Source organism: Paenibacillus macerans (assembly GCF_050565405.1).
Lineage (GTDB): Bacteria > Bacillota > Bacilli > Paenibacillales > Paenibacillaceae > Fontibacillus > Fontibacillus macerans_B.
The window spans coordinates 60,904-80,648 of record NZ_JBNYYG010000019.1; the positions used below are offsets into that span (position 1 = coordinate 60,904).

Annotated in this window: 21 protein-coding genes and 2 pseudogenes; 8 read left to right on the plus strand and 15 right to left on the minus strand. The window is 49.2% G+C overall.

The features are described from left to right. Positions 1-345: 345 nt before the first annotated feature. The 6 genes from ACQ4N8_RS13650 to ACQ4N8_RS13675 form a co-directional block, all read right to left on the minus strand. Positions 346-1,335 carry an aldo/keto reductase gene (locus tag ACQ4N8_RS13650; protein WP_430704952.1) on the minus strand — a complete coding sequence of 330 codons (990 nt, stop codon included), beginning with the start codon at positions 1,333-1,335 and terminating at the stop codon, positions 346-348. A gap of 55 nt (positions 1,336-1,390) precedes the next feature. Next, on the minus strand, positions 1,391-2,416 hold the full coding sequence (locus tag ACQ4N8_RS13655) for an SDR family oxidoreductase (protein WP_430704921.1): 1,026 nt from the start codon (positions 2,414-2,416) through the stop codon (positions 1,391-1,393). 366 nt (positions 2,417-2,782) lie between these two features. Then, entirely contained in the window at positions 2,783-3,526 is a 744-nt protein-coding gene (locus ACQ4N8_RS13660) for an SDR family oxidoreductase (RefSeq protein WP_430704922.1), read from the minus strand. A gap of 320 nt (positions 3,527-3,846) precedes the next feature. Then, complete coding sequence (locus ACQ4N8_RS13665; RefSeq protein ID WP_430704923.1) at positions 3,847-4,224, minus strand: MerR family transcriptional regulator; 378 nt, start codon at positions 4,222-4,224, stop codon at positions 3,847-3,849. Between the two features lie 27 nt (positions 4,225-4,251). After that, entirely contained in the window at positions 4,252-4,815 is a 564-nt protein-coding gene (locus ACQ4N8_RS13670) for a TetR/AcrR family transcriptional regulator (protein ID WP_430704924.1), read from the minus strand. A 54-nt stretch (positions 4,816-4,869) separates the two neighbouring features. After that, complete coding sequence (locus ACQ4N8_RS13675; RefSeq protein ID WP_430704925.1) at positions 4,870-5,295, minus strand: MerR family transcriptional regulator; 426 nt, start codon at positions 5,293-5,295, stop codon at positions 4,870-4,872. A 148-nt stretch (positions 5,296-5,443) separates the two neighbouring features. Between ACQ4N8_RS13675 and ACQ4N8_RS13680 the strand changes: the two genes are divergently transcribed. Together ACQ4N8_RS13680 and ACQ4N8_RS13685 are read left to right on the plus strand one after the other, a co-directional pair. Next, on the plus strand, positions 5,444-6,415 hold the full coding sequence (locus tag ACQ4N8_RS13680; RefSeq protein ID WP_430704953.1) for an aldo/keto reductase: 972 nt from the start codon (positions 5,444-5,446) through the stop codon (positions 6,413-6,415). A gap of 87 nt (positions 6,416-6,502) precedes the next feature. Then, positions 6,503-7,441: an alpha/beta hydrolase gene (locus ACQ4N8_RS13685; RefSeq protein WP_430704926.1), complete on the plus strand. Its 939-nt coding sequence runs from the start codon at positions 6,503-6,505 to the stop codon at positions 7,439-7,441. A 155-nt stretch (positions 7,442-7,596) separates the two neighbouring features. On the opposite strand, the gene ACQ4N8_RS13690 is transcribed toward ACQ4N8_RS13685, so the two are convergent. Beyond that, positions 7,597-7,938 (minus strand): nuclear transport factor 2 family protein, encoded by a 342-nt coding sequence (locus ACQ4N8_RS13690; protein ID WP_430704927.1) that lies wholly within the window; start codon positions 7,936-7,938, stop codon positions 7,597-7,599. A 29-nt stretch (positions 7,939-7,967) separates the two neighbouring features. Then, positions 7,968-8,339 (minus strand): annotated as a pseudogene (locus ACQ4N8_RS13695) (SDR family oxidoreductase); the annotation flags it as partial. Positions 8,340-8,370: 31 nt separating this feature from the next. Between ACQ4N8_RS13695 and ACQ4N8_RS13700 the strand changes: the two are divergent. Continuing rightward, entirely contained in the window at positions 8,371-8,919 is a 549-nt protein-coding gene (locus ACQ4N8_RS13700; protein WP_430704928.1) for a LysR substrate-binding domain-containing protein, read from the plus strand. Between the two features lie 94 nt (positions 8,920-9,013). Beyond that, entirely contained in the window at positions 9,014-9,979 is a 966-nt protein-coding gene (locus tag ACQ4N8_RS13705) for an AraC family transcriptional regulator (RefSeq protein ID WP_430704929.1), read from the plus strand. 475 nt (positions 9,980-10,454) lie between these two features. Here the strand turns inward: ACQ4N8_RS13705 and ACQ4N8_RS13710 are convergent, their stop codons facing one another. Then, positions 10,455-11,210: an MBL fold metallo-hydrolase gene (locus ACQ4N8_RS13710; protein ID WP_430704930.1), complete on the minus strand. Its 756-nt coding sequence runs from the start codon at positions 11,208-11,210 to the stop codon at positions 10,455-10,457. A 144-nt stretch (positions 11,211-11,354) separates the two neighbouring features. Between ACQ4N8_RS13710 and ACQ4N8_RS13715 the strand changes: the two genes are divergently transcribed. Then, positions 11,355-12,248 carry a LysR family transcriptional regulator gene (locus ACQ4N8_RS13715; RefSeq protein ID WP_430704931.1) on the plus strand — a complete coding sequence of 298 codons (894 nt, stop codon included), beginning with the start codon at positions 11,355-11,357 and terminating at the stop codon, positions 12,246-12,248. 163 nt (positions 12,249-12,411) lie between these two features. On the opposite strand, the gene ACQ4N8_RS13720 is transcribed toward ACQ4N8_RS13715, so the two are convergent. The 4 genes from ACQ4N8_RS13720 to ACQ4N8_RS13735 all read right to left on the minus strand — a co-directional run bounded on the left by ACQ4N8_RS13720 (position 12,412) and on the right by ACQ4N8_RS13735 (position 15,617). After that, on the minus strand, positions 12,412-12,708 hold the full coding sequence (locus tag ACQ4N8_RS13720) for a recombinase family protein (protein ID WP_430704932.1): 297 nt from the start codon (positions 12,706-12,708) through the stop codon (positions 12,412-12,414). Beyond that, positions 12,705-13,352, minus strand: coding sequence for a recombinase family protein (locus ACQ4N8_RS13725; RefSeq protein ID WP_430704933.1), 648 nt, complete (start codon positions 13,350-13,352; stop codon positions 12,705-12,707). The genes ACQ4N8_RS13720 and ACQ4N8_RS13725 overlap by 4 nt, the downstream gene beginning before the upstream one ends. Before the next feature lie 500 nt (positions 13,353-13,852). Next, positions 13,853-14,602, minus strand: a complete 750-nt coding sequence (locus ACQ4N8_RS13730; RefSeq protein WP_430704934.1) for a C40 family peptidase — start codon at positions 14,600-14,602, stop codon at positions 13,853-13,855. Between the two features lie 343 nt (positions 14,603-14,945). Beyond that, the gene (locus tag ACQ4N8_RS13735; protein WP_430704935.1) at positions 14,946-15,617 is read right to left on the minus strand and encodes a TetR/AcrR family transcriptional regulator; all 672 of its coding nucleotides are present in this window, start codon (positions 15,615-15,617) and stop codon (positions 14,946-14,948) included. Positions 15,618-15,801: 184 nt separating this feature from the next. On the opposite strand from ACQ4N8_RS13735, the gene ACQ4N8_RS13740 reads away from it, so the two are divergent. After that, entirely contained in the window at positions 15,802-16,773 is a 972-nt protein-coding gene (locus ACQ4N8_RS13740; protein WP_430704936.1) for an SDR family NAD(P)-dependent oxidoreductase, read from the plus strand. 35 nt (positions 16,774-16,808) lie between these two features. Continuing rightward, positions 16,809-17,776: pseudogene (locus tag ACQ4N8_RS13745) on the plus strand (SDR family NAD(P)-dependent oxidoreductase). Positions 17,777-17,978: 202 nt separating this feature from the next. On the opposite strand, the gene ACQ4N8_RS13750 reads toward ACQ4N8_RS13745, so the two are convergent. Together ACQ4N8_RS13750 and ACQ4N8_RS13755 are read right to left on the minus strand one after the other, a co-directional pair. Next, the gene (locus tag ACQ4N8_RS13750; protein WP_430704954.1) at positions 17,979-18,128 is read right to left on the minus strand and encodes a hypothetical protein; all 150 of its coding nucleotides are present in this window, start codon (positions 18,126-18,128) and stop codon (positions 17,979-17,981) included. Further along, positions 18,064-18,420 (minus strand): hypothetical protein, encoded by a 357-nt coding sequence (locus ACQ4N8_RS13755; RefSeq protein WP_430704957.1) that lies wholly within the window; start codon positions 18,418-18,420, stop codon positions 18,064-18,066. Before ACQ4N8_RS13755 ends, ACQ4N8_RS13750 begins: the two co-directional genes overlap by 65 nt. A 768-nt stretch (positions 18,421-19,188) precedes the next feature. Here ACQ4N8_RS13755 and ACQ4N8_RS13760 point away from each other — a divergent pair. Continuing rightward, positions 19,189-19,743 carry an RNA polymerase sigma factor gene (locus ACQ4N8_RS13760; protein WP_430704937.1) on the plus strand — a complete coding sequence of 185 codons (555 nt, stop codon included), beginning with the start codon at positions 19,189-19,191 and terminating at the stop codon, positions 19,741-19,743. Positions 19,744-19,745: the final 2 nt, after the last annotated feature.

Sequence of the window (19,745 nt, forward strand, 5' to 3'; positions counted from 1 at the left end):
ATCGTTCGATTTCCCCCATTCACCTGCGTTTGCTCGTATGTGGTTCTCAAGCTCCAGAAAAACCGCTTCTATCTGAGAATGCCTCCTTTCCCGTGTAGCAACTGTGAATAATATAATCTGTTTCAATCATGTTCCATGCCTGCTCCTTGGTCTACGACTGAAAAATCGGCAGCCGTAAGCGGACTCGCCGCAGCGGACAGCCAACCCTAACAAGAGCCATTCCGCTTCGGATGGCTCTCAAATTATTAGGTTCATGATGAAGTCGGGAGATGCGGACGCCCTCTCAAGGAAATTCCGCATCTCCCGCTCATCTGCGACCTTTGGTAAGCGACTTTCCAGCCGTTATCACCGGTCAATCGTTGCCATAATCCAATCCGGGTAACGCTGGCCGGAAATCTTCTCGGACGCCAGCGCTTCGTCAAGCGACTTCAGCTCCGAATCGTTCAGGGCTATCCCGGCCGCCGCCACATTCTCCTCCAGATAGCGCAGCCGCTTGGTTCCCGGAATCGGCACAATGTCCTCGCCTTTATGAAGCAGCCAGGCTAAGGCGATTTGACCTGGCTTTACCTCCTTGACTGCTGCCATTTCCGCAACGATCCTCGCCGACTTCATATTGACATCGTAGTTCTCCCCTTGAAAACGCGGATCGGTTCGCCTGTAATCTCCTTCCGGATATTCCTCAGCCCGCTTTGCGGCCCCGGTCAAAAAGCCCCGGCCGAGCGGACAGAACGGCACGAGACCGATGCCGAGCTCACGCAAGACCGGGATAATCTCCGCCTCCAGATTGCGCTCCCAAAGGGAATATTCGCTTTGAAGCGCGGAGACCGGGTGAACAGAGTGCGCGCGGCGGATGTTGGCGACTCCAGCCTCGGACAAACCAAAAAATCGCACCTTGCCCTCCCGAACCAGATCGCTTACGGTGCCGGCCACCTCCTCAATCGGTACGGCTGGGTCGATGCGGTGCTGATACAACAGGTCGATGTAATCGGTGTCCAGTCGCTGCAGCGAACCTTCCACCGCCTCGCGAATGTGCTCGGGCCGGCTCGCCCGCTCGGCCCCAACCTGCTTGCCGTCCTTGAAACGAAAACCGAACTTTGTGCCGATAATCACCTGATCGCGTCTGCCCTTGAACGCCTTGCCCAGCAGTTCCTCATTGGTGAGCGGACCGTAGCCTTGCGCCGTATCAAAGAAATTGCAGCCGATCTCGATGGCTCGATGCAAGATCGCGATCGATTCGCGATCATCCGCAGCGCCATAGGACTGGCTCATGCCCATGCAGCCAAGTCCGATCGCCGATACTTCCAGTCCTTGAGTTCCCAGTTTGCGTAGTGCGATACTCATCTATTTTCCCTGCCTTCCGAATTGATTTCGATGGTTTCTTTCGAGAATGCTACACAACCTGATGCGCGATAAGACTATGTCCGCAGTCCACAATCGTCTGTTCGGCCGGACGCGGTCGCCAGTCGAGCAATTGCTGTGCCTTCAACGACGTATAGCGGAAACGCCGTCCCAACAAAGGCGTGATTGCACGCAGCCCGGGATCGGTCTGGGACAACCGCAGCACTTCCTCGTCGGACACGATTTGCGTCGGCGCTTTACTTGCCGCCTCCCCGAGCGACGAGCGCAGCACCAGCGAGACCTCATTCATCCACATCCATTCGCTGACAGCGATAAACCGTTGTCCGGCAGCCGCCTCCGACGTCATCGCACGGATATGGATATCGGCCAAGTCGCGTACATCCACGACTTCAAAGCCGATGCGCGGCGTTCCCGGCATGTGACCTTGCAGCAAGCCTCCAATAATCGATGTGGAGCCCAACTGGTCCTTCGAAAGCACCGGTCCGAATACGGCGCCGGGCAAAATCGTGGTCAATGCGGTCGATCCGCCGCCGATCTTCATAAACTCCCAGGCATCCTTTTCGGCGAGCGCCTTGGACTTTCGGTAAGCATCAAGTTTCTCATCCTCGGGATCGCTCCAGGTCGACTCGTCAATCATGCGTTCCCCCGGATTGCCGGCTGGCGTTGCGGCTGCGCACGCAGAGGTCATCACTACCCGTTTCACGTTTGCCTTCACGGCTGCGCGGAGCACACGCAGCGTGCCTTCCCGGGCCGGTCGGATCAGCGTTTCCGCATCGCTCGGGTTGACGCTCCCCAGTGGAGAGGCAACGTGAAGCACATACGCGCAACCGGACGCTGCCTCGTCCCATCCGGCATCCTGGGTCAAATCCGCTGTAAAGAAGCTTAACCTCTCTCCCGCGTCGACCTCCGCAGCAATTGCCGCTCGAATCGCTTGTTCTCTCGAATTGTTGCGAACGGTTGTACGTACACTGTATCCGCGTCTTAACAGTTCGACGATGCACCAGCCGGCCACATAGCCGCTCCCCCCTGTAACCAGTACCGTCTCGGGCTTGTTCATTTGCCCCGCCTCCTTCATTTTAATTGAATTGCCTCTGTAGTCATCATCTCGTATTCTAAAGAAGAATACCTGAAGAATTCTGCCGGATAATTGCCTAAAACTGCAAACCTTCTTTAATATAATCACGTCAGGGACTGACAGCAGGTACCCAAGCCATGACAAAGGAGGACTGGTTATGTATAACGAATAGGTTCCATTGAACTAAGAGCTTTGCTTGAAGAAAAAACCTGTACGAAGCGACTTCTAGGGTGAGTCAAAAAGGAGCTTAACGCACCCCATCGGTGTCGATAAGCTCCTTTCTGTTGGCGTACCGTCAGCGGAATCAACTAATCGGCGACCGCAGACATCATAATCCGGCAACAGCCCTTATAAGCTTTGCGCTGTTGGCCGAACAATCATTTCGTTGATATCCACATTGTCCGGCTGCTGAATAGCAAACAAAATCGTCCTGGCGATGTCGCTGGCTTCCAGCGGAGTCCATTCCTTGTTGCCCAATTTCTCGAGTGCCGGAAAAATCGAAGTATCCGTAATGTTATCGCTAAGCTCGGTAGCCACCGATCCGGGACAGACAAGGGTGGTCCGAATTTTTTGCTGTGGACCAATCTCTGTCCGCATCCCTTCCGTCAACACGCGAACCGCATGTTTGGTTGCGCTGTAGACGGAACTGGATGGGAAAATAACGTGTGAGGCAATAGAGCCAAAATTAATGATATGGCCCTCATTGCGCTCCTCCATATGCTTGTACACGGCTGCCATGCCATACATAACGCCTTTGATGTTCACATCAATCATGTTTTCCCACTCTTCCACTTTCAAACTTCTGAAAAAGGACAACGGCATGATGCCTGCATTATTGATGATGACATCAATCTGACCGTATACGTGCAAGGTTTCGGCGGCTAACGCCTCCATGTCCGCGCGCACAGTCACGTCTGTCACTTTATAGCTGGCCTCTCCGCCGTCGCGAATGATTTCTTCCCGAAGCTGCCGCAAGCGCTCCTCGCGTCGGGCTGCCATCATTACGCGATAACCGCTTTGAGCAAGCAACTGGGCTGTGGCCGCTCCCATCCCGCTGCTTGCACCTGTAATGATTACAACTTTTGTACTCATGTATTATCCTTCTCCTTTTGTTCGAGGATACCCGGTTTCTAACCGGTTTATGCCAGTGTAACAAGTGGAGCTAACTGTAAGTCAAATCCTTGCAGGCACCCCGCAAAAACGGCGAATGATTCCGTAAAAGAATCGAAATACGACTAAAATAAGCTTAAAAAAGGAGTACACTCCTTTGAGCCTACTCTAATATAGGAGGCAAACCGTACAAGGCGGATCGATTTGGGAAGGATCGAGGAATGAAGGGCAGCACATCGGGAATAAATGGGGTTATAACCTTCATGACGGGGTTGCTTCGTTCATACGACTGACCGGTCGGTTCAGGGCATCATCCTGAACATTCCTTTTTCCTGTATGTCATACAAAGCCAGCTTATAGTTGATAATTTCCAAATATTTCAGAATTTCCGCAACGTTCTTCTCTACTTTCTCTTTATGATCGAGCATCATTTGTTTTCGCTGACGGAAGGTGCTCTCGCCTTTCTTATATAAATCCACATACTGCTTGATCTCCGCTAGCGGCATGCCCGTTGCTCGGAGAGACAAAATAAATTGCAGCCATTCCATACTTTCGCTGTCGTATAACCGATTGCCGCTCGAGTCGCGCTTGACGTTCGGCAAAATGCCTTCCCGTTCATAATAACGAAGCGTATAAGTCGACAGGCCGGTTTCCTCCGAAACTTCCTTTATGGTAGACATACCTTTTCACCTTTATGCGGTCGGATTCTATAAATCCCTGCAGCACAGACGAATGGCAGCGCGCAATTTATCGGAAAATTCCTGCCGCGAACCAAGCGAATGTTTCCAGGTCAAGGCGCACGCGTAAAGAATATCGACGATCGTCGCCGCTTGATTCTTCATGCGCTCTGTCTGTTCGCTCGACGAAAGAATCACCGCTTCGATTTTACGTTGAAATCGAATATTGCTGTGTTCAACCGCTTCCCCCAGAACGCGCTCGCTTTGAGCCGCAAGGTCTGACGCATCGGGCTGGAAGAGGCCAGCGTGACGCCCGAACCATTCGTCCAATGCGCCGAACAGCTTTTCCTCCAGCTTCAAGTCGGCGTTCAAAAGGACGGCTTCAACGGCTTCCAGGCCGTCGTCCAATGTCTTTTGAATGGCCGCGCGAAAAATTTCATCCTTGTTTTTATAGTGCAGATAAATGCCCTGACGAGAAATACCCGCAGCCTGTGCAATATCCTCGATCGATGTTTTTCGGAAGCCATGCTTGAAAAACACCGCGAGGGCCGTCTCAAGCACATATGAAAGTCTTGTCGATTCTTTAGTGTTCATACAAAAAAATTAACACTTCGGACACTAGGTGTCAAGTTTGATGCAGCCGCACCTTTATTCGGGCAGTCGGACGCTTCCCGGCCATTGCACATCACGCTTGGAAGGAACGCGGCGGTAAGCTTCGTATTGCTCCAATTTACGGTTGACCGCTTCAAACGCCCGATTCAGATCCTCCTGTCTTCGTTCCAACTCCTTCCTGTGCTTCTCGAGCAACTGTTGACGTTGAGGGATTGTCGTTTCCCCTTCTGCCGCCAGCCTGGCGAACTTCTGCAGATCGGCCACGCTCATGCCCGTGGCGCGGAACCAGCCCATCAGCCGCAGCCAATCAAGATCCTTCGGTCCGAACAGCCGATTGCCGTGAGCGTCGCGCCTCAGAAACAGAAGCAGCCCCTTTCGTTCGTAAAACCGGATGGTTGTGGCAGGGATACCGAGCTCCTCCGAAGCTTCTTTGATGGTTACGTCCACTTCTCTCGCCTCCATATTCAGAAAGTTCCCCTTCAAGCTTACACCTTATACCGCGGTTTAAGGCAACCTTTCTTTTTCCGCTTGCCTTGAACCGCGGTATAAGGCGTATAGTCGACAACTGAACAACAAAAATTGAACAAAGAAGGAGAAGGGTAGGATGCAAATGAAAACGTTGGGCAGCGGAAAAGCGGCTCTGGAGGTATCGGCGCTCGGACTGGGCTGCATGGGCATGTCGGAGTTTTACGGCGCACGGGACCATCATGAATCGCTGCGTACCATTCACCGCGCGCTGGAATTAGGTGTCACGCTGCTGGATACGGCAGACGGTTACGGACTGGGCCACAATGAGGAACTCATCGGCGACGCGGTGAAGGACCGGCGCGGCGACGTGCGGCTGGCGACCAAATTCGGATTTGTGCGCCGCGACAACGGCGAGCATGTCGGCTTTAACGGCAGTCCAGCCTATGTCCGAGCCGCCTGCGAAGCGAGTCTCAGGCGACTGGGGACGAATTACATCGATTTATACTACTTGCATCGGGTCGATCCGAACACGCCTGTGGAGGAATCGGTCGGCGCAATGGCCGAGCTGGTCCGCGAGGGGAAAGTCCGGTTTCTGGGCTTGTCCGAAGCGACGCCGGACGAGATCCGGCGTGCCCACGCCGTCTTTCCGATCACCGCGCTGCAGTCTGAATATTCGCTGTTCAGCCGCGATGTGGAAGACAGTATGCTGGCGGTCTGCCGCGAGCTGGGGATCGGACTGGTGCCGTACAGTCCGCTCGGACGAGGGATTCTGAGCGGACAACTCAGCCGCGCAGACGAACTGGAAGAAAGCGATATGCGCCGTTTCTCTCAGCGGCTTCAGGGCGACAATTGGTCGCGCAATGCGGTCCTTCTTGATCGGCTGGGACAAATCGCGGCCGCCAAAAACTGTTCCCTGCCCCAACTGGCGCTCGCCTGGCTACTGGCGCAAGGCAGCGATATGGTTCCGATTCCGGGCACCAAACGTGTCAAGTATCTGGAGGAAAATATCGATGCGCTCCAGGTCAAGCTGAGTCCGGAGGAACGGGCGTCCATCGAGTCCGCCGTGCCCAGAGAGGCCGTCGCCGGCGACCGATTCCTCCGGCCCACCCGTTAAACGCTTATCCTAACTTGACAAAATTTATTATTGATGTAAACTTCGTAAATGTAAGCACCAATAATAATGCAGCTTGGAGGTATAGGCATGACACATGCAATTCGTACAAACGTGACGTTCGAAAGCGCCGGTCTGAAGCTTGCCGCACATCTGTACACGCCTGAAGGAGAGGGGGAAGAACCGCGTCCCGCGATCGTGGTCGGCCATCCGGCTAGCGGCGTTAAGGAACAAACGGCGGGACTGTACGCCAGCCGCCTGGCTGAACAAGGTTTCATCACGCTCGCCTTCGATACGGCTTATCAGGGGGAAAGCGAAGGTACACCGCGCGGGTTGGAGGACCCTGCCCAACGGGTCGAGGATTTCAAGGCGGCCGTCTCTTTTCTGAGTACGCGAGACGAGGTCGACGCCAACCGAATCGGCGCTTTGGGGATATGCGCCTCCGGTGGTTATGTCATACCGGCGAGCGTCACCGACTTGCGCGTTAAAGCCGTCGCTACCGTCAGCGGCGCGGACATCGGCCGTCAATTTCGAAGCGGCAGCGACGGCAAGCAGGACCCGGCGATCCTTCAAGGGATGCTGACCGCCGCAGCGGCTGCCCGCACCGCGGCTGCCCGGGGAGAAGGAATCGCCACATTCCCCATCTTTCCGGAGAACGAAGCGCAGGCCCGGGCCGGAGGCCAGCATGTTTTCGAGGGCTGGGAATATTACTGCACCGATCGCGCGCAGCACCCGCGTTCGGCCAAAGCGTTTACCTTGAACAGCATCGATCGGATCGCTTCTTTCGATCCGTTCCGCTTTATCGATCTGATTGCGCCGCGTCCGCTGTTGATGATCGTTGGAACGGAAGCAGAAACTTCCTGGATGGCGACGGATGCGTTCGCGGCTGCCAAAGAACCTAAGGAATTGTTCTGGATCGAGGGAGCTTCTCATGTCGCGCTTTACGACAAGGAAGAATACGTAGGGCCTGCGCTGGTGAAGCTGGGCGAATTTTTCCGCGCTCAGTTGAGTCAGGCTGTCATGGCTTGATGCCGCAACGGTATGAAAAGCGAACGGAGCTTGTCGATCGCCGAAGGGCTGCGACAAGCTCCGTTCTATATTCCTTGATCAGTTGCCCCCTGTGATACCCTCGTCCTCTCAAGCTTACGAGCAGGATGGGAATCATATTGACCCCTCGACGATGCTTAGAAAATGTGCAATCGAATGATTTTATCTTGTTCAATCGCAACATGAGCGGTCAATAAAAGCGGATCGGGCAACCCCGTTTTGTCGAAGGTGCCATCCACCTTGAAGATGACCGCCACTTCTCCATTTTCCTCTTTGGCTTCTACGGGTTCCAGGGTTACATTCGCTCCAAAATGATATTTGTCGCTCCACGCTTTAATTTCTTTTTTGCCAACATAGGTTTTTCCTTCGTCCCGGACAATGGCCTCATCCGAGAAGCACTTGACAAACGCTGCGGGATCGGGCTTATTCGATGCCCTCACATAGTTCCGAATAGCCGGGGGCAATTTTTCCAACTCCATTTTCTTCACCTCGTTGTGAATTTTTCAAATTACACGGTAGGGATTGTACCGCCGTCAATGACATATTCGCTTCCCGTAATGGAGGCAGCACGGTCCGACACCAGAAAGGCAGCCAGCTCCGCTACCTCTTCTGGCAAGCCCGGACGACCAAGCGGAATTCCTCCAAGAGAATCCATAAGTGCTTGAAGCGCGCTTTCCCGGTTGCCTGCTGCAGACGCGATTCGATCAATCAAAGCATCCGCCGCTTCCGTTTGAATAAACCCGGGAGACAAGGTATTGATCCGAATCCCTTGAGGAGAGAACTCCTTGGATAATCCTTTGCTGTAGTTGGCGAGAGCCGCTTTGGCTAACGTTGTTTCGTATAGCGGCAGTTTTTTTTGAATAGACGTGAAGTGAAGGATCCTTTTGTTTTCCCAATGGGTTGGCAAAGCGTTGCAAAATATTGAAAACGGCGTTAAAGAAATTCAGGAGCGTGCAGATCCCGCTGCAGGAGTGATTGCACTCTCCTATTTGAATATCCTTGGTGTAGAATTAATTCCCGGTATCATTCGCGATTATCAACAAGAGTATCCAAGGATTCAGTTCGAGCTGACACAAGGCAGTCTGGGAGATATCGACCATCATTTGGAACAAGGACTCTCGGACATTATGATTACATCCCGGGAATCCGTGCTCAATCATCATCATTGGATAGCAACGATCAGGTCACGGTTCCAAAACACCGGGTTCATCCTTGATTCCGCCTATGAAGCAGAAGATTTAATCACCGTAGCAGGTTTTGTCAAATCCGGTCTTGGCATGACTGCGAACGGTTGTTCGAACCTAATACCCAAGCCGTCAAAGCCCGACGATACACCATCCCGCAACAAAACCGCTTCCTCCGGTGAACCGTCGTTTTCGTTTTATCCATTGACTCTGCCCCCCAAGCCCCGTTTGGTACTATCTTTGATTTGCCGTCACATTCATTCTAGTTTATTATAAAGAAGGAAACCCGAAGATTTCTGCCGAAAAATTGCCTGATCCTGCATAACGTTGGAGAGTTAATTGAGATCCTGTATTATGAGAGGTGCTCGCCATGATTCACTTTATATCTGAAGACGAACAGGGAACGCTGGAGATGCGGATGCATTTGCTGGAACAGGTGAAGGCTCTGACAACAAGCCGAATCCCTACCGACAGTCGTTTACATACCCGAATTCCTTACTTGACCTTGAATCGATACAGCCAGCAAACGCCGCCGCTCCCCGTCGTGTTGAGTCCTTCGTTTTGTCTGGTCCTGCAGGGCTCCAAAAAAATTCATGCCGGTGAGCATATTCTTTTTGCGCGGGAAGGTGATTTCTTGACCTCCCTCATCGCTTTGCCGACAACGGCGCAAGTGAATGCCGACACGTTGGATAAGCAACCCTATATCGGCTTGCGAATAGATTTTACGATCCAGGAGTTGGCTTCCGTGATCACGGAAGCCAGACTGAAAGTACGGCCGCGCGTCAAGCATTCGACGGCAGCCTTTATGGGAAAGGCCGATGCGGAACTGCTTGCCTTGTTTGTTCGCCTGCTGATGCTCCTCGACAAGTCCGAAGAAGAAATCCTCTTCTTATCGGGCTTGATCAAACGGGAAATGATCTTTAAACTGCTGTCCGGCGAGTACGGTCATCTGTTTTTTCAGCAGGTTTTCTTTGACCAGCAAGCGGAAGGCGTCGGCAAGGCCATCGCCTGGATCAAGGAGCACTTTGCCCTTTCTTTTACGGTCGAAGAGCTCGCAAATGCTACCAATATGAGCGTGTCCGGCTTGCATCACAAATTCAAAGCCGTGACCGCGATGGGGCCTTTGCAGTACCAGAAGCAGCTTCGGCTTCAGGAAGCCAGACGGCTGTTGATTAGCGGCCAGATGGATGTAACCAATGCCGCCCTGGAAGTAGGATACGAAAGTTCTTCCCAGTTTAATCGGGAATACCGCCGCCTGTTCGGTCTCCCTCCCCTGAAAGATATCAAAGCGGTGAAGCAACATGCCAGCGCAGGGTTGTTCGAATACGGCGATTAGCCTTCTTTCCTTTGAGGTCCCTAAAAAAAGCGCCATCCCGCGGCGGATAGTTTTAAAATTTTGTTCATTCCCAATTTTTTATGGTTTTATTATCCAACAATGCGATGGCGGACCCATTTTTAGTGACGTCAATCATACATCTGGCAAGTTGGCTGCACGTAACGCTGAATTGGTCTGTGAACAAGTCTGCCACATTGGCAACCGGAGTAAACAGCCTTGGGCGTTTCTGACCTGATGAAGGCTGGCCGAAAGCTGTACACATGTGGACCGAGCCGAATCAAGCGCTCCTTCCTCCATGCCCGACATCTTCGATTCCATGTCTCTTCTCATCGCTTGAGCATCTTTTGGAGACGAAGACGCTTTTGATATTGAAGAGATCCTCCAAAGCGCCGCGATTTCCGTATAAGGGAAACGCGGCGTTTGCGTTTATGTCTGGTTGTCCTTGTCGGGAAAGCGACAGATTCCGATCTCCTACCTAAAAAGAGAGTTGCTCGCCGTCATCAGGAACCCAAACCGACTCGTCCAGATTTTGTTTTCCGATAAATTCGAGGAGTTCATTTCGCTTTAATTTGCAGTGATTTATGGTTTCCAGATGGACAGCGATGAGCTTTGTTGTTGGCGACAATCGAGGAATGCGAACGATGTCTTCCTCGGTCATCGTAATGACGGTTCCCCACATCATTTGAGCTTTCGCTGTGTTCAAGATGGCAACATCGGGTTTATAGGTCCGAAAAGCCTCTTCTATGCTTGGGGTATAAATGCAATCGCCAACGATATAGACGGACTCCTTGTCTGTGTGCAAGATGAATCCGGAAACTGGTCCAAGAAGCTTGCCGGTTAACCCCGGCCCATGCTGCCCCTGGATTCGTTTCATCCAAATGCCTTCCCACTTGAACGTATCCTCAATTGCAATTGTTCTTGAAAAACCGGATGAGCGAATAGACCGTTCATCTCGTGGCTGGCAAAATACCGGAATATGCTTGTTCAACAGAGAAATCGCTTTTTTATCCCAATGATCGAAGTGCCGATGCGTGACCAGCACGGCATCCACATCTTGAAAGAGGCTTAGCGGAACAGGCAAAGGAGTTAGCGGATTTCGGCGATAATTGAACGTAAGGGGAATAGGCGGCAATTCGCCGGGGTCGCTTAACATGGGATCGATTAAAATACGCTTGCCGTTTACGGTTAAAATGGAGGTCGCATTACGAATATGTTGAAAAGATAACGACACGGGTATATAACCACCTTTAAATTTTTTTTAGATGCCTGTGCTCTCAATAATGCCTTGACATCATCGTAAATTGGATTATTATATTTGTAAAATTGAATTAAATGAATCGATCGATCGGAAAATATGATAAGGTGGTTTGTATACATGGATTTGAAAACGCTGAGGGCTTTCCAGGCGATCATCGAATATGGCAGTTTTCAAAAAGCTGCCGCGAAACTCCAGTACGCACAGTCCACCGTTACGCTGCAGGTTCAAAAATTGGAATCGGATTTGGGCGCTGCCTTGTTTATCAGGGACGGGAAAAAGGTTCATCTTACAGAAGCCGGCCGATTACTCGCGTTGAAAGCTGGAAACCTGCTCCGTTATGTAGACGAGATTCAGCAGACGATAAGCAATGTTCAGGACGGGGAGGCCGGGCTTGTCCGGATCGCAGCCGTAGAGCCTTGCGCGTCTGTCAAAATGGCCTCCATTATTGCCGATTTTTGCAGAGACAGGCCCAAGCTGGAGCTGACCTTTGAGATTGGTAATACGGATTTCGTTACGGGCAAGGTCCTTGCAGGCGAAGCGGATTTTGGCGTATGCTCGCCAAATATGGGCCATAACCGTTTAATTTTCGAGCCATGGTATGAAGAACGGTTTTGCTTGCTGATCCATGAAAACCATTTCTTAAGTGAAAAAGAATCGATTACAACAAACGATTTATCAGGTCAACGCATACTGCTCAAAGAGAAAAACTGCCATTATAGAGCCATGCTGCAGCGAACCATGCTGGAACAAGGAATCAATCCCTTTTCCGGCATGGAGATTGGAAGCTTCGATGCCATGCAAACGATGGTCAAGCATCAACTCGGAATAGCATTTATACCGGAAACCTTGTCAATGGGTATACCTGTGGGAACCCTGATTCGTCAAGTCCAGGGAGCCAGACTCGGCATGCCAATGGGTATGATTTATGACGACAGTACGATTTTCCCGATGGCAACATTGGCTTTAATAAACAAGCTTCGTTCGGCTTTAGTTTCAATGAATGTCGAGTAAAGCGGGCGGTGTATTCCATCATGCCGACTGCAACTCGTTCGGGTTTTCGATAGCTATTCTGCCGTTCAGCCATGTTACTTTAGAATATTGAATGACTGGAACATCGATTGAACGTCCGACGGACCATCAACAGCCCAATATCTTCGACCTATCTATCCACAAATTAAAATGTTGCATAATTTCCACGCGGCTTTCCCCGTCTGTACAAAATATCTTGGGCTTTCTCAAAAATGTCTTCGCTTACGATTGGCTCGTGATGATTCTTGATGTAATATTGATCTTCTTCGCCATGATTATCCAATCTTCTCTTTGATATAGGATCAAGTGTAAAGGTTTTGCCTTGAAGAAGGTCGCCTTTGTATTTCTCATTCTTAAAGATACCGAGCACCGCAGTATCGCCCCATTCCATGTTCCCGCGCTTCGTTTTATGAGGAAGCTTCGTTAGCTCTTTGGCGATCACTGAGGCTCCGACGCCAGCGATGTAACGATCAAAAATGTATTGAACAACCTCGGCTTCACTGAAATCCGCTTGGTTACGAGATCATAGTCATAGCCAAGACAGCTTTGGAAACCTACAAGCTCGCCGCGTTGCATTTTCATCTTCAAGCCCATTTTTACAATGGATGAGATATTCTCAACTTCTTGCTGAGCTACTGAACTTAGAATGGTTAGCAGCAATTCACCATCCATAGTTAAGGTGTTAATGTTCTCTTTCTCAAAAAACACAGCCACATTTCTTTCCTTGAGCATCCGGACATATTTTAAGGTGTCTACCGTATTCCTGGCGAATCTTGAAATGGACTTGGTGATAACCATGTCAATTTTTCCATTCAAGCAATCGTTAATCAATCGCTGAAAATCATCACGCTTCTTAACTTGAGTACCCGTAATGGCTTCATCCGCATAAATATCAGCCAGCATCCAATCGCTGCGCTGCCCAATCATCTCTCTGTAGTAGGAGACTTGAGATTTGTAGCTGTTGAGCTGTTCCTCTGTATCTGTGCTTACCCGCGCATACGGAGCCACTCTCAGAATTTCTTGTTGCCCGCCGGTACGATCTGACAGCTTCCGATTCGCTTTTATAACCTCTACTAAAAATGACATTGCCGATTCCTCCCCTGAGTTGATCTCTACGCTGTCAGCGTAATGGATTCAGATGAATTCAACAATTGTGCGAATTTGGATTTAAAGCCTCTTCCGTATGTTACACATGGCTCACCTGGCAGTAAGGTCTGAATAAATCCTATACTCTCGCATTATTCTATTTTTAATCAAAATGAATTCCTGTTCACTTATCAAGGAAATTGTTAGTAGTTGCCTCAGCATCGCTATTTGCATACTGTACCTCAGCAAATCCGCTTTCAAGATATCATCCCCTCAAAATGACTTTGGGTAGCAATATGGGAGTGAAAATAAGGCTCTCTACTAACCCATTCATTTTGAGGTTCAAATCGGGCACCTCATTAACAAAGACATTTCAAACGAACAGCCCCGCAGAGCTTCAGCGATATTGCTAAAGGTCTGTGGGGCAAATATATGATTCTTCTTAATTTCTTGTGATACGTTACTGCATAAGAGGTCTCACTAAAATGAACGAAAATGTCTCAATCTTGAAAATACGGCCTCCCATACATAACTTGAAGATTGGCGTCAAATACATTCCGATAAACAACCTGTAACCGGCTGGAGGAGGCATCGATAACCTTGCCTTCACCGGCATAGATGCCAACATGCGTAATATTCATGAACCTCCCGTTCGGCTCGTAGCTCCAGAAAATCAAATCTCCCGCCATTAGCTCATCGGTGGTAAGGGAAAGCCCGTTCTCCACGATAAAACGCGCCTGTTCTGCCGCCGTTCTGGGCAATTCAATGCCTAAGTGCCGATATACCCACTGTACAAGATAACTGCAATCGGTATAGTTAGCCTGTCCTGCTTTTAACTGGCTGTACGGATCGCCCAGCCGGGTCAACGCCAGTTCGACAGCCTGGCTTCCAAGCACACCGGCGGGCAAATCGGTGATAACCGCCGCAAACTGTTCGGAGGTTAATCCGGTATCGCCGTTCTTTCCAAGAATGGCAAGCATCATGGGACGAAATTCTGCCGACAGGAGTTCATTCATCAAATCGACCTGTTCCGTTGAAAAACCATAGAGCGCCGCTTGCTGTTCTGCTGTTCGGGTAGAAATCGACAGTTGCAGAACGCGTTCATACTCCGTCACCGACTGTTCCTCAACGCTTCCATCGTTCTGTTCGACGGCGATAGTCCTCGTGTGCTCCAGTGTTTCGATCTGCGAGTCGATCTGATTCATATCCCAAAACACAGCCTGCAGCAGTTCCTCTCTCTGCTGATCCATTGTGACCACATCCAGGCCCGTCAAGCTGTCGGTTGATGTCTTAACTGCGTAAACAGCCAGCACGTCCGACCAATTATCGATTCTTGTACAGAAGAAATCTTGTTTTGACGTTTCTCCAGAAGGTCTTCGAGATCTATTCTGCGGGGCACATCGTCAATGTTAGACAACGCCCGAATTCATCATACGAAACTACGGCGAGCTTTTCAGAACAACAGAAAGATGTGCTTACAGTCCAACTAAAATCGTTTGAAAATGGCTTGAATCCAGTGTCATCAACAATGTGTTCTATCCATCATTCCTGAAATCCATCTGAGAGTCGGGCAGGTAGTTTATCGCTCCGACCTTACACTAACGTCCGATTAAATTTTTCAGCCAGCCGCTCTATAACACCATAAATATTGGAATCATCAAGTAGATCATGCTTATCAGCTTTAAATAGCTGTATTTTCTTAAACTGATAGTAGTCATATAACGCATCCTTTATAGTGATTTGATTAGCAAGCAAGTATTTTACACTTGTTATTTCGCGGAGTAATACGACGTCCTGCACTAAGATAAACGTTTCGTTAATAGGATTAAAAATGCCGAGTTCTTTACCAAGTCTATAAAACTGAAGCGACTGTTGATCCCGTTTCTGCAGAGCTTCTATAAGGGTACTGTGCAGTTCGGGGAAAGCCACTTGCAAATCCTTTGTAAACGAGTCAGTAATATACTCGATTAAGGATACGGATTGTTCAAACAACTGCTGAAATCGGATGCCGAAATATTCCTCCTCTTCATCATTTCTATATGCCTCTAATTGTTCGATGTAGTCAATGATAATTCCCACTACACCGCTAATCACATCTTCTTTGGAAGAAAAGTGCTTATACATGGTTGCCCGACTTACATCCATATGCTTAGCGATATCATCCATACGCAGATTTTGGAAGCCCTCTCTAATGACAGACTTTATTAATTTTTTAAGCAGCTTCGTTTTAGCATCGTATGGCTTCATCTCTGGGGGGACGTTCATATTCTTTCCTCCTTGCCTTGATTTCATTAATTATACATTAAACCACACACAATCAAAACACAAATTACAAAATAGACACTTTATATAATTTTTGTTTACATCATCTTTTTGTTGTGCTATGATTTCCTTAGTCGCCGAGAGTTCATTGCTTAGCAAACAACGGTGATAATTAAGGAGGGATTCATTGCGCGGACACAGCAGTGATTATAAAGCAACAGCACAACAGCCCCTGTCTTCTGGATTTGGAAAGGAAACGACTGCGCAGGAAGTCCTTGTAGACCTGGATTTGACTGGGAAAATGGCGATTGTCACTGGCGGATATTCCGGTGTCGGATTGGAGACGACACGAGCACTTGTAAACGCAGGTGCTACAGTGGTAGTTCCAGCACGTTCACTGAGTGCAGCCGAAACAGCACTTTCGGGAATACCGCGAGTCGAGATCGAGGAACTTGATCTTATTGATCCAGCCTCCATTGATTCCTTTGCAGAACGTTTTTTGGTTCAAGGCAGCCCCCTCCATATTCTGATTAATAATGCAGGAATTATGTCCCCTCCTTTAACGAGGGATTTGCGGGGGTATGAGTCACAATTTGCAGTCAATCATTTAGGCCATTTTCAGCTTACAGCACGTCTCTGGCCAGCATTGAAGCAAGCTAACGGAGCACGCGTCGTCTCGCTATCCTCGACGGGAATTCGTTTTGGAGGCGTCAACTTCGATGATCCGAACTACGAACAACGTGAATACAACCGCCAAGAAGCGTACGGACAGTCAAAATCAGCCACCTCCTTGTTTGCCATTGCTTTGGATCGCTGGGGATACCAGGATAATGTTCGTGCTTTTGCGGTACATCCCGGAGCTATTATGAGTAACCTGATTCGTTATATGTCGGAGGAAGAATTGGACACAGCGCGAAAATCCTTCAATTTCAAAACAGCCGAACAAGGTGCGGCAACTTCCATATGGTGCGCAACCAGCAAACAGCTTGATGGAATGGGTGGCGTATATTGCGAAAACGTCGATATTGCCAAGATTGTTGAAGCAAACGATATCGGGACAATCCCTGATGGTGTCATGACTTGGGCGATTGACCCTCAACTTGCAGATCGCCTCTGGCAACTTAGCGAACAACTGATCGGAATAACCTTTCCACGATAAGTACAAAATACCGTTAAATTTGGAGGTACTGAAAGATGACTGCTAACCATCAATATAAAATTACACCTCAGGTTCCCATCTCTTCCGGTTTTGATTCGCACACAACGGCACTTGAGGTCGTGAAAGGTATCGACCTTAGCGGAAAAGTAGCTGTCGTAACCGGAGGGCATTCTGGTATTGGTCTTGAAACAACTCGGGCTTTGTCAGCAGCGGGAGCTACTGTTATCGTCGCGGCTCGTTCTGTGGAGCAAGCTACATTCGCAACTACCGGTATCGCAGGCGTTGAAGTACAAACGCTCGATTTAATGAATCCAGAATCGATCGATACCTTTGCACAACGATTTCTGGCTACTGGCAGAGCACTCATATCTTGATCGCCAATGCAGGCATCATGGCTTCTCCACTGGTTCGAGACCAGCGCGGCTACGAATCCCAGTTCGCGACGAATCATCTTGGTCATTTCCAGTTGACCCTGCGTCTATGGCCGGCTTTGAAAAAGGCGGAACATGCTCGCGTAGTTTCTCTTTCCTCGACGGGGGTTCGCTTCGGTGGCGTAAACTTCGAAGATCCAAACTTCGAGAACCATGAATATGACAAATGGAAAGCTTATGGCCAAGCCAAATCTGCCAATGCGTTATTTGCCGTAGCGCTTGACGAGCGCGGCTATGCAGACGGTATTCGTGCCTTCTCCGTACACCCGGGGCGAGTTGATACAGAACTGGCTCGGTTTTTATCTGCAAAGGAGCGTGCCATTGGCGGAGAATACAAGACAATTGAGCAAGGCGCTGCTACAAGCGTTTGGTGTGCAACAAGTCCGCTTCTGGAGGATAAAGGTGGCGTTTATTGCCTCGACTGTGATATTGCAACCCTGATCTCTGATTTTTCTCTAAACGGAATGGGGCAACAGTTGACTGGCGCGCTTCCGTGGGCTGTTGATCGTGAAATGGCAGAACGCTTATGGACCATGAGCGAAGAAATGACAGGGGTCGAGCTTGTGGGTTAACACCATAAAATACGATCCTAATATCGAATAAGAACAAATTCGCCCTTTGCTGGAGAAAGTTCTATCTGTAGAGGGCGAATTTGTTTCTTAGCGTTTAGTTTTCCAAACAACAAGGAGCTAAATTATGCGCTGTATTCTTAAATGCAAATGGCGAGAAAATATCTTTCCAACATTTTCAGTGCATTGTTACCTGCTTGTTCAATTATTGGGCCTGCGATTCCTGCTCAGTCTTCAACAACCGTGCCAATTGCTTGAGGCCCCGTTCCATGGATTTGCGCACCGTACTTTCATCCATCTTTTCCGCCCGCGCTATCGCTACCTTGCTCATGCCCAACACATAATGCGCATAAATTCGTCGAACCCATTTGTCCGGCAATTGAACAAAGCGCTGCGTACAATTCTTCATTGGAAATCTTTTGCATAACCAGTTCTTCCGATGAAATGGAGCTATCCTGGACCTCTTGTTCAATCCCATCTTCCCGATCCAGGGAAAAGTAGGCCCGATTTCGATACCTCCTCAGAATGTATGCGTTTTCAAACAAGTCTAATTTTCTTATTTCGCTCGCCAGTTCCTCCTCTACCTCCACCCAAATATCGGTTTTGTAGTAGGGGCAGATTTCTCGTAAATTGATTTTTATTTTCATTGGTTCTCCTTCCGTTTTGGTTTTTGAGCAGCCAAAACAGTAGGAGGGGAGCGGCAGCCCGTACTGCCCATCAATCCGCCCTTCACTTTTGCACAAACGCAAAAAAGACCTTGCCGTGGAACGCCCCGTACATCGAGAGCACAATATCCCGGTAAGATCTCTAATTGAGGGGAAATGACATCATGATTCGGCCCAGCCGCATGAACCAAACATGAAACGAAAATAAACGTGAAGACTATTCGATGACGCCGCATACCGTATCAGCTCCCGCCCTCAAGGCAACACCGCCGTGATAGCAGGTCCCGAGTTGTCCAAGTGCTGACCGAGATGTGAATGATGCATTAGCGAAATTTCATATAAGCGCCGTCTAATCGCTGCCCTTCTAGCCAAGAGTAGGGAGTCAGTTTGAAAAATAGGTTTGATTGCCCCTATATAAGAATTGTTGCGCCATAGTTGAAAAATCACATAAATCACAAAAAATCCCGTTGAATTCTGACGGATTCAGGGGAATTTTGATTAATCTCATCGGCACACATGAAACAAGCCCTACTACCTTTAAACAAATTACATATTTGGATGTAGATAGGATGATGGAAGATCGCAATAAAATATTGAAGACAGATAGCTCTTTATGGCTATCTGTTACTCGTTCAATAGACACACAAGCGAAGGGAGGGATGTGAAGATAACCTTTCATTCATACCTGGTCGTTCTGTCCAACGCTATAGGAGGTTGGTCATACCAGTAATAAAGGAGGGTGCGCTTGCAATGAGGTTTGAAACAAGCAATGAAGAATTTTTTGAGGAGATTTTTCATGCGTATTTTCAACGTATCTTTCATTATTGTAAAAAGCTAATGAAAGGGCGTCCCGTCACGCTGGTGGAGGAATGCGTACAGAATACTTTTCTGCAGGTTCAAGTGAACCTGTCTGCACTACGAATCCACCCGAATATTGCGGGATGGCTCTATGTCACCTCTCGGAATCAGGTTAATGCCATGTACCGTCAGCTCTATCGTAAGCAACAGCACGAGGTAGCCCTCAGCGATAAAATGGCAAATCGGTTGACAGCAAGCAATCAGGAGCTCAATGAGGTTCTAATCTCAACGCTGGACTTTAGTGAAATGGTTTATCACGTCTTGCAGCAGTTAAGTCGCGCAGAAAGCGAATTTTATGTCGATTATTTTAAACGCCACCTTTCTGTGCATTCGATCAGCAAAAAGTACAACCTGTCGGAAACGGCTGTCACAACTCGAATCTATCGATTACGGAAGAAAATTAAAAAAACAGCCCGCCATACGTTTGAACTGCACCCCGTCAAGTAGAC

Coding starts and splice junctions, on each gene's coding strand:
- ACQ4N8_RS13705 (WP_430704929.1), top strand. CDS start 9,014: ATGATTCACTTTATATCTGAAGACGAACAGGGAACGCTGGAGATGCGG.
- ACQ4N8_RS13715 (WP_430704931.1), top strand. CDS start 11,355: ATGGATTTGAAAACGCTGAGGGCTTTCCAGGCGATCATCGAATATGGC.
- ACQ4N8_RS13685 (WP_430704926.1), top strand. CDS start 6,503: ATGACACATGCAATTCGTACAAACGTGACGTTCGAAAGCGCCGGTCTG.
- ACQ4N8_RS13655 (WP_430704921.1), bottom strand. CDS start 2,416: ATGAACAAGCCCGAGACGGTACTGGTTACAGGGGGGAGCGGCTATGTG.
- ACQ4N8_RS13755 (WP_430704957.1), bottom strand. CDS start 18,420: ATGAAAATAAAAATCAATTTACGAGAAATCTGCCCCTACTACAAAACC.
- ACQ4N8_RS13725 (WP_430704933.1), bottom strand. CDS start 13,352: ATGTCATTTTTAGTAGAGGTTATAAAAGCGAATCGGAAGCTGTCAGAT.
- ACQ4N8_RS13730 (WP_430704934.1), bottom strand. CDS start 14,602: ATGGATCAGCAGAGAGAGGAACTGCTGCAGGCTGTGTTTTGGGATATG.
- ACQ4N8_RS13660 (WP_430704922.1), bottom strand. CDS start 3,526: ATGAGTACAAAAGTTGTAATCATTACAGGTGCAAGCAGCGGGATGGGA.
- ACQ4N8_RS13670 (WP_430704924.1), bottom strand. CDS start 4,815: ATGAACACTAAAGAATCGACAAGACTTTCATATGTGCTTGAGACGGCC.
- ACQ4N8_RS13735 (WP_430704935.1), bottom strand. CDS start 15,617: ATGAACGTCCCCCCAGAGATGAAGCCATACGATGCTAAAACGAAGCTG.
- ACQ4N8_RS13690 (WP_430704927.1), bottom strand. CDS start 7,938: ATGGAGTTGGAAAAATTGCCCCCGGCTATTCGGAACTATGTGAGGGCA.
- ACQ4N8_RS13760 (WP_430704937.1), top strand. CDS start 19,189: ATGAGGTTTGAAACAAGCAATGAAGAATTTTTTGAGGAGATTTTTCAT.
- ACQ4N8_RS13680 (WP_430704953.1), top strand. CDS start 5,444: ATGAAAACGTTGGGCAGCGGAAAAGCGGCTCTGGAGGTATCGGCGCTC.
- ACQ4N8_RS13665 (WP_430704923.1), bottom strand. CDS start 4,224: ATGTCTACCATAAAGGAAGTTTCGGAGGAAACCGGCCTGTCGACTTAT.
- ACQ4N8_RS13675 (WP_430704925.1), bottom strand. CDS start 5,295: ATGGAGGCGAGAGAAGTGGACGTAACCATCAAAGAAGCTTCGGAGGAG.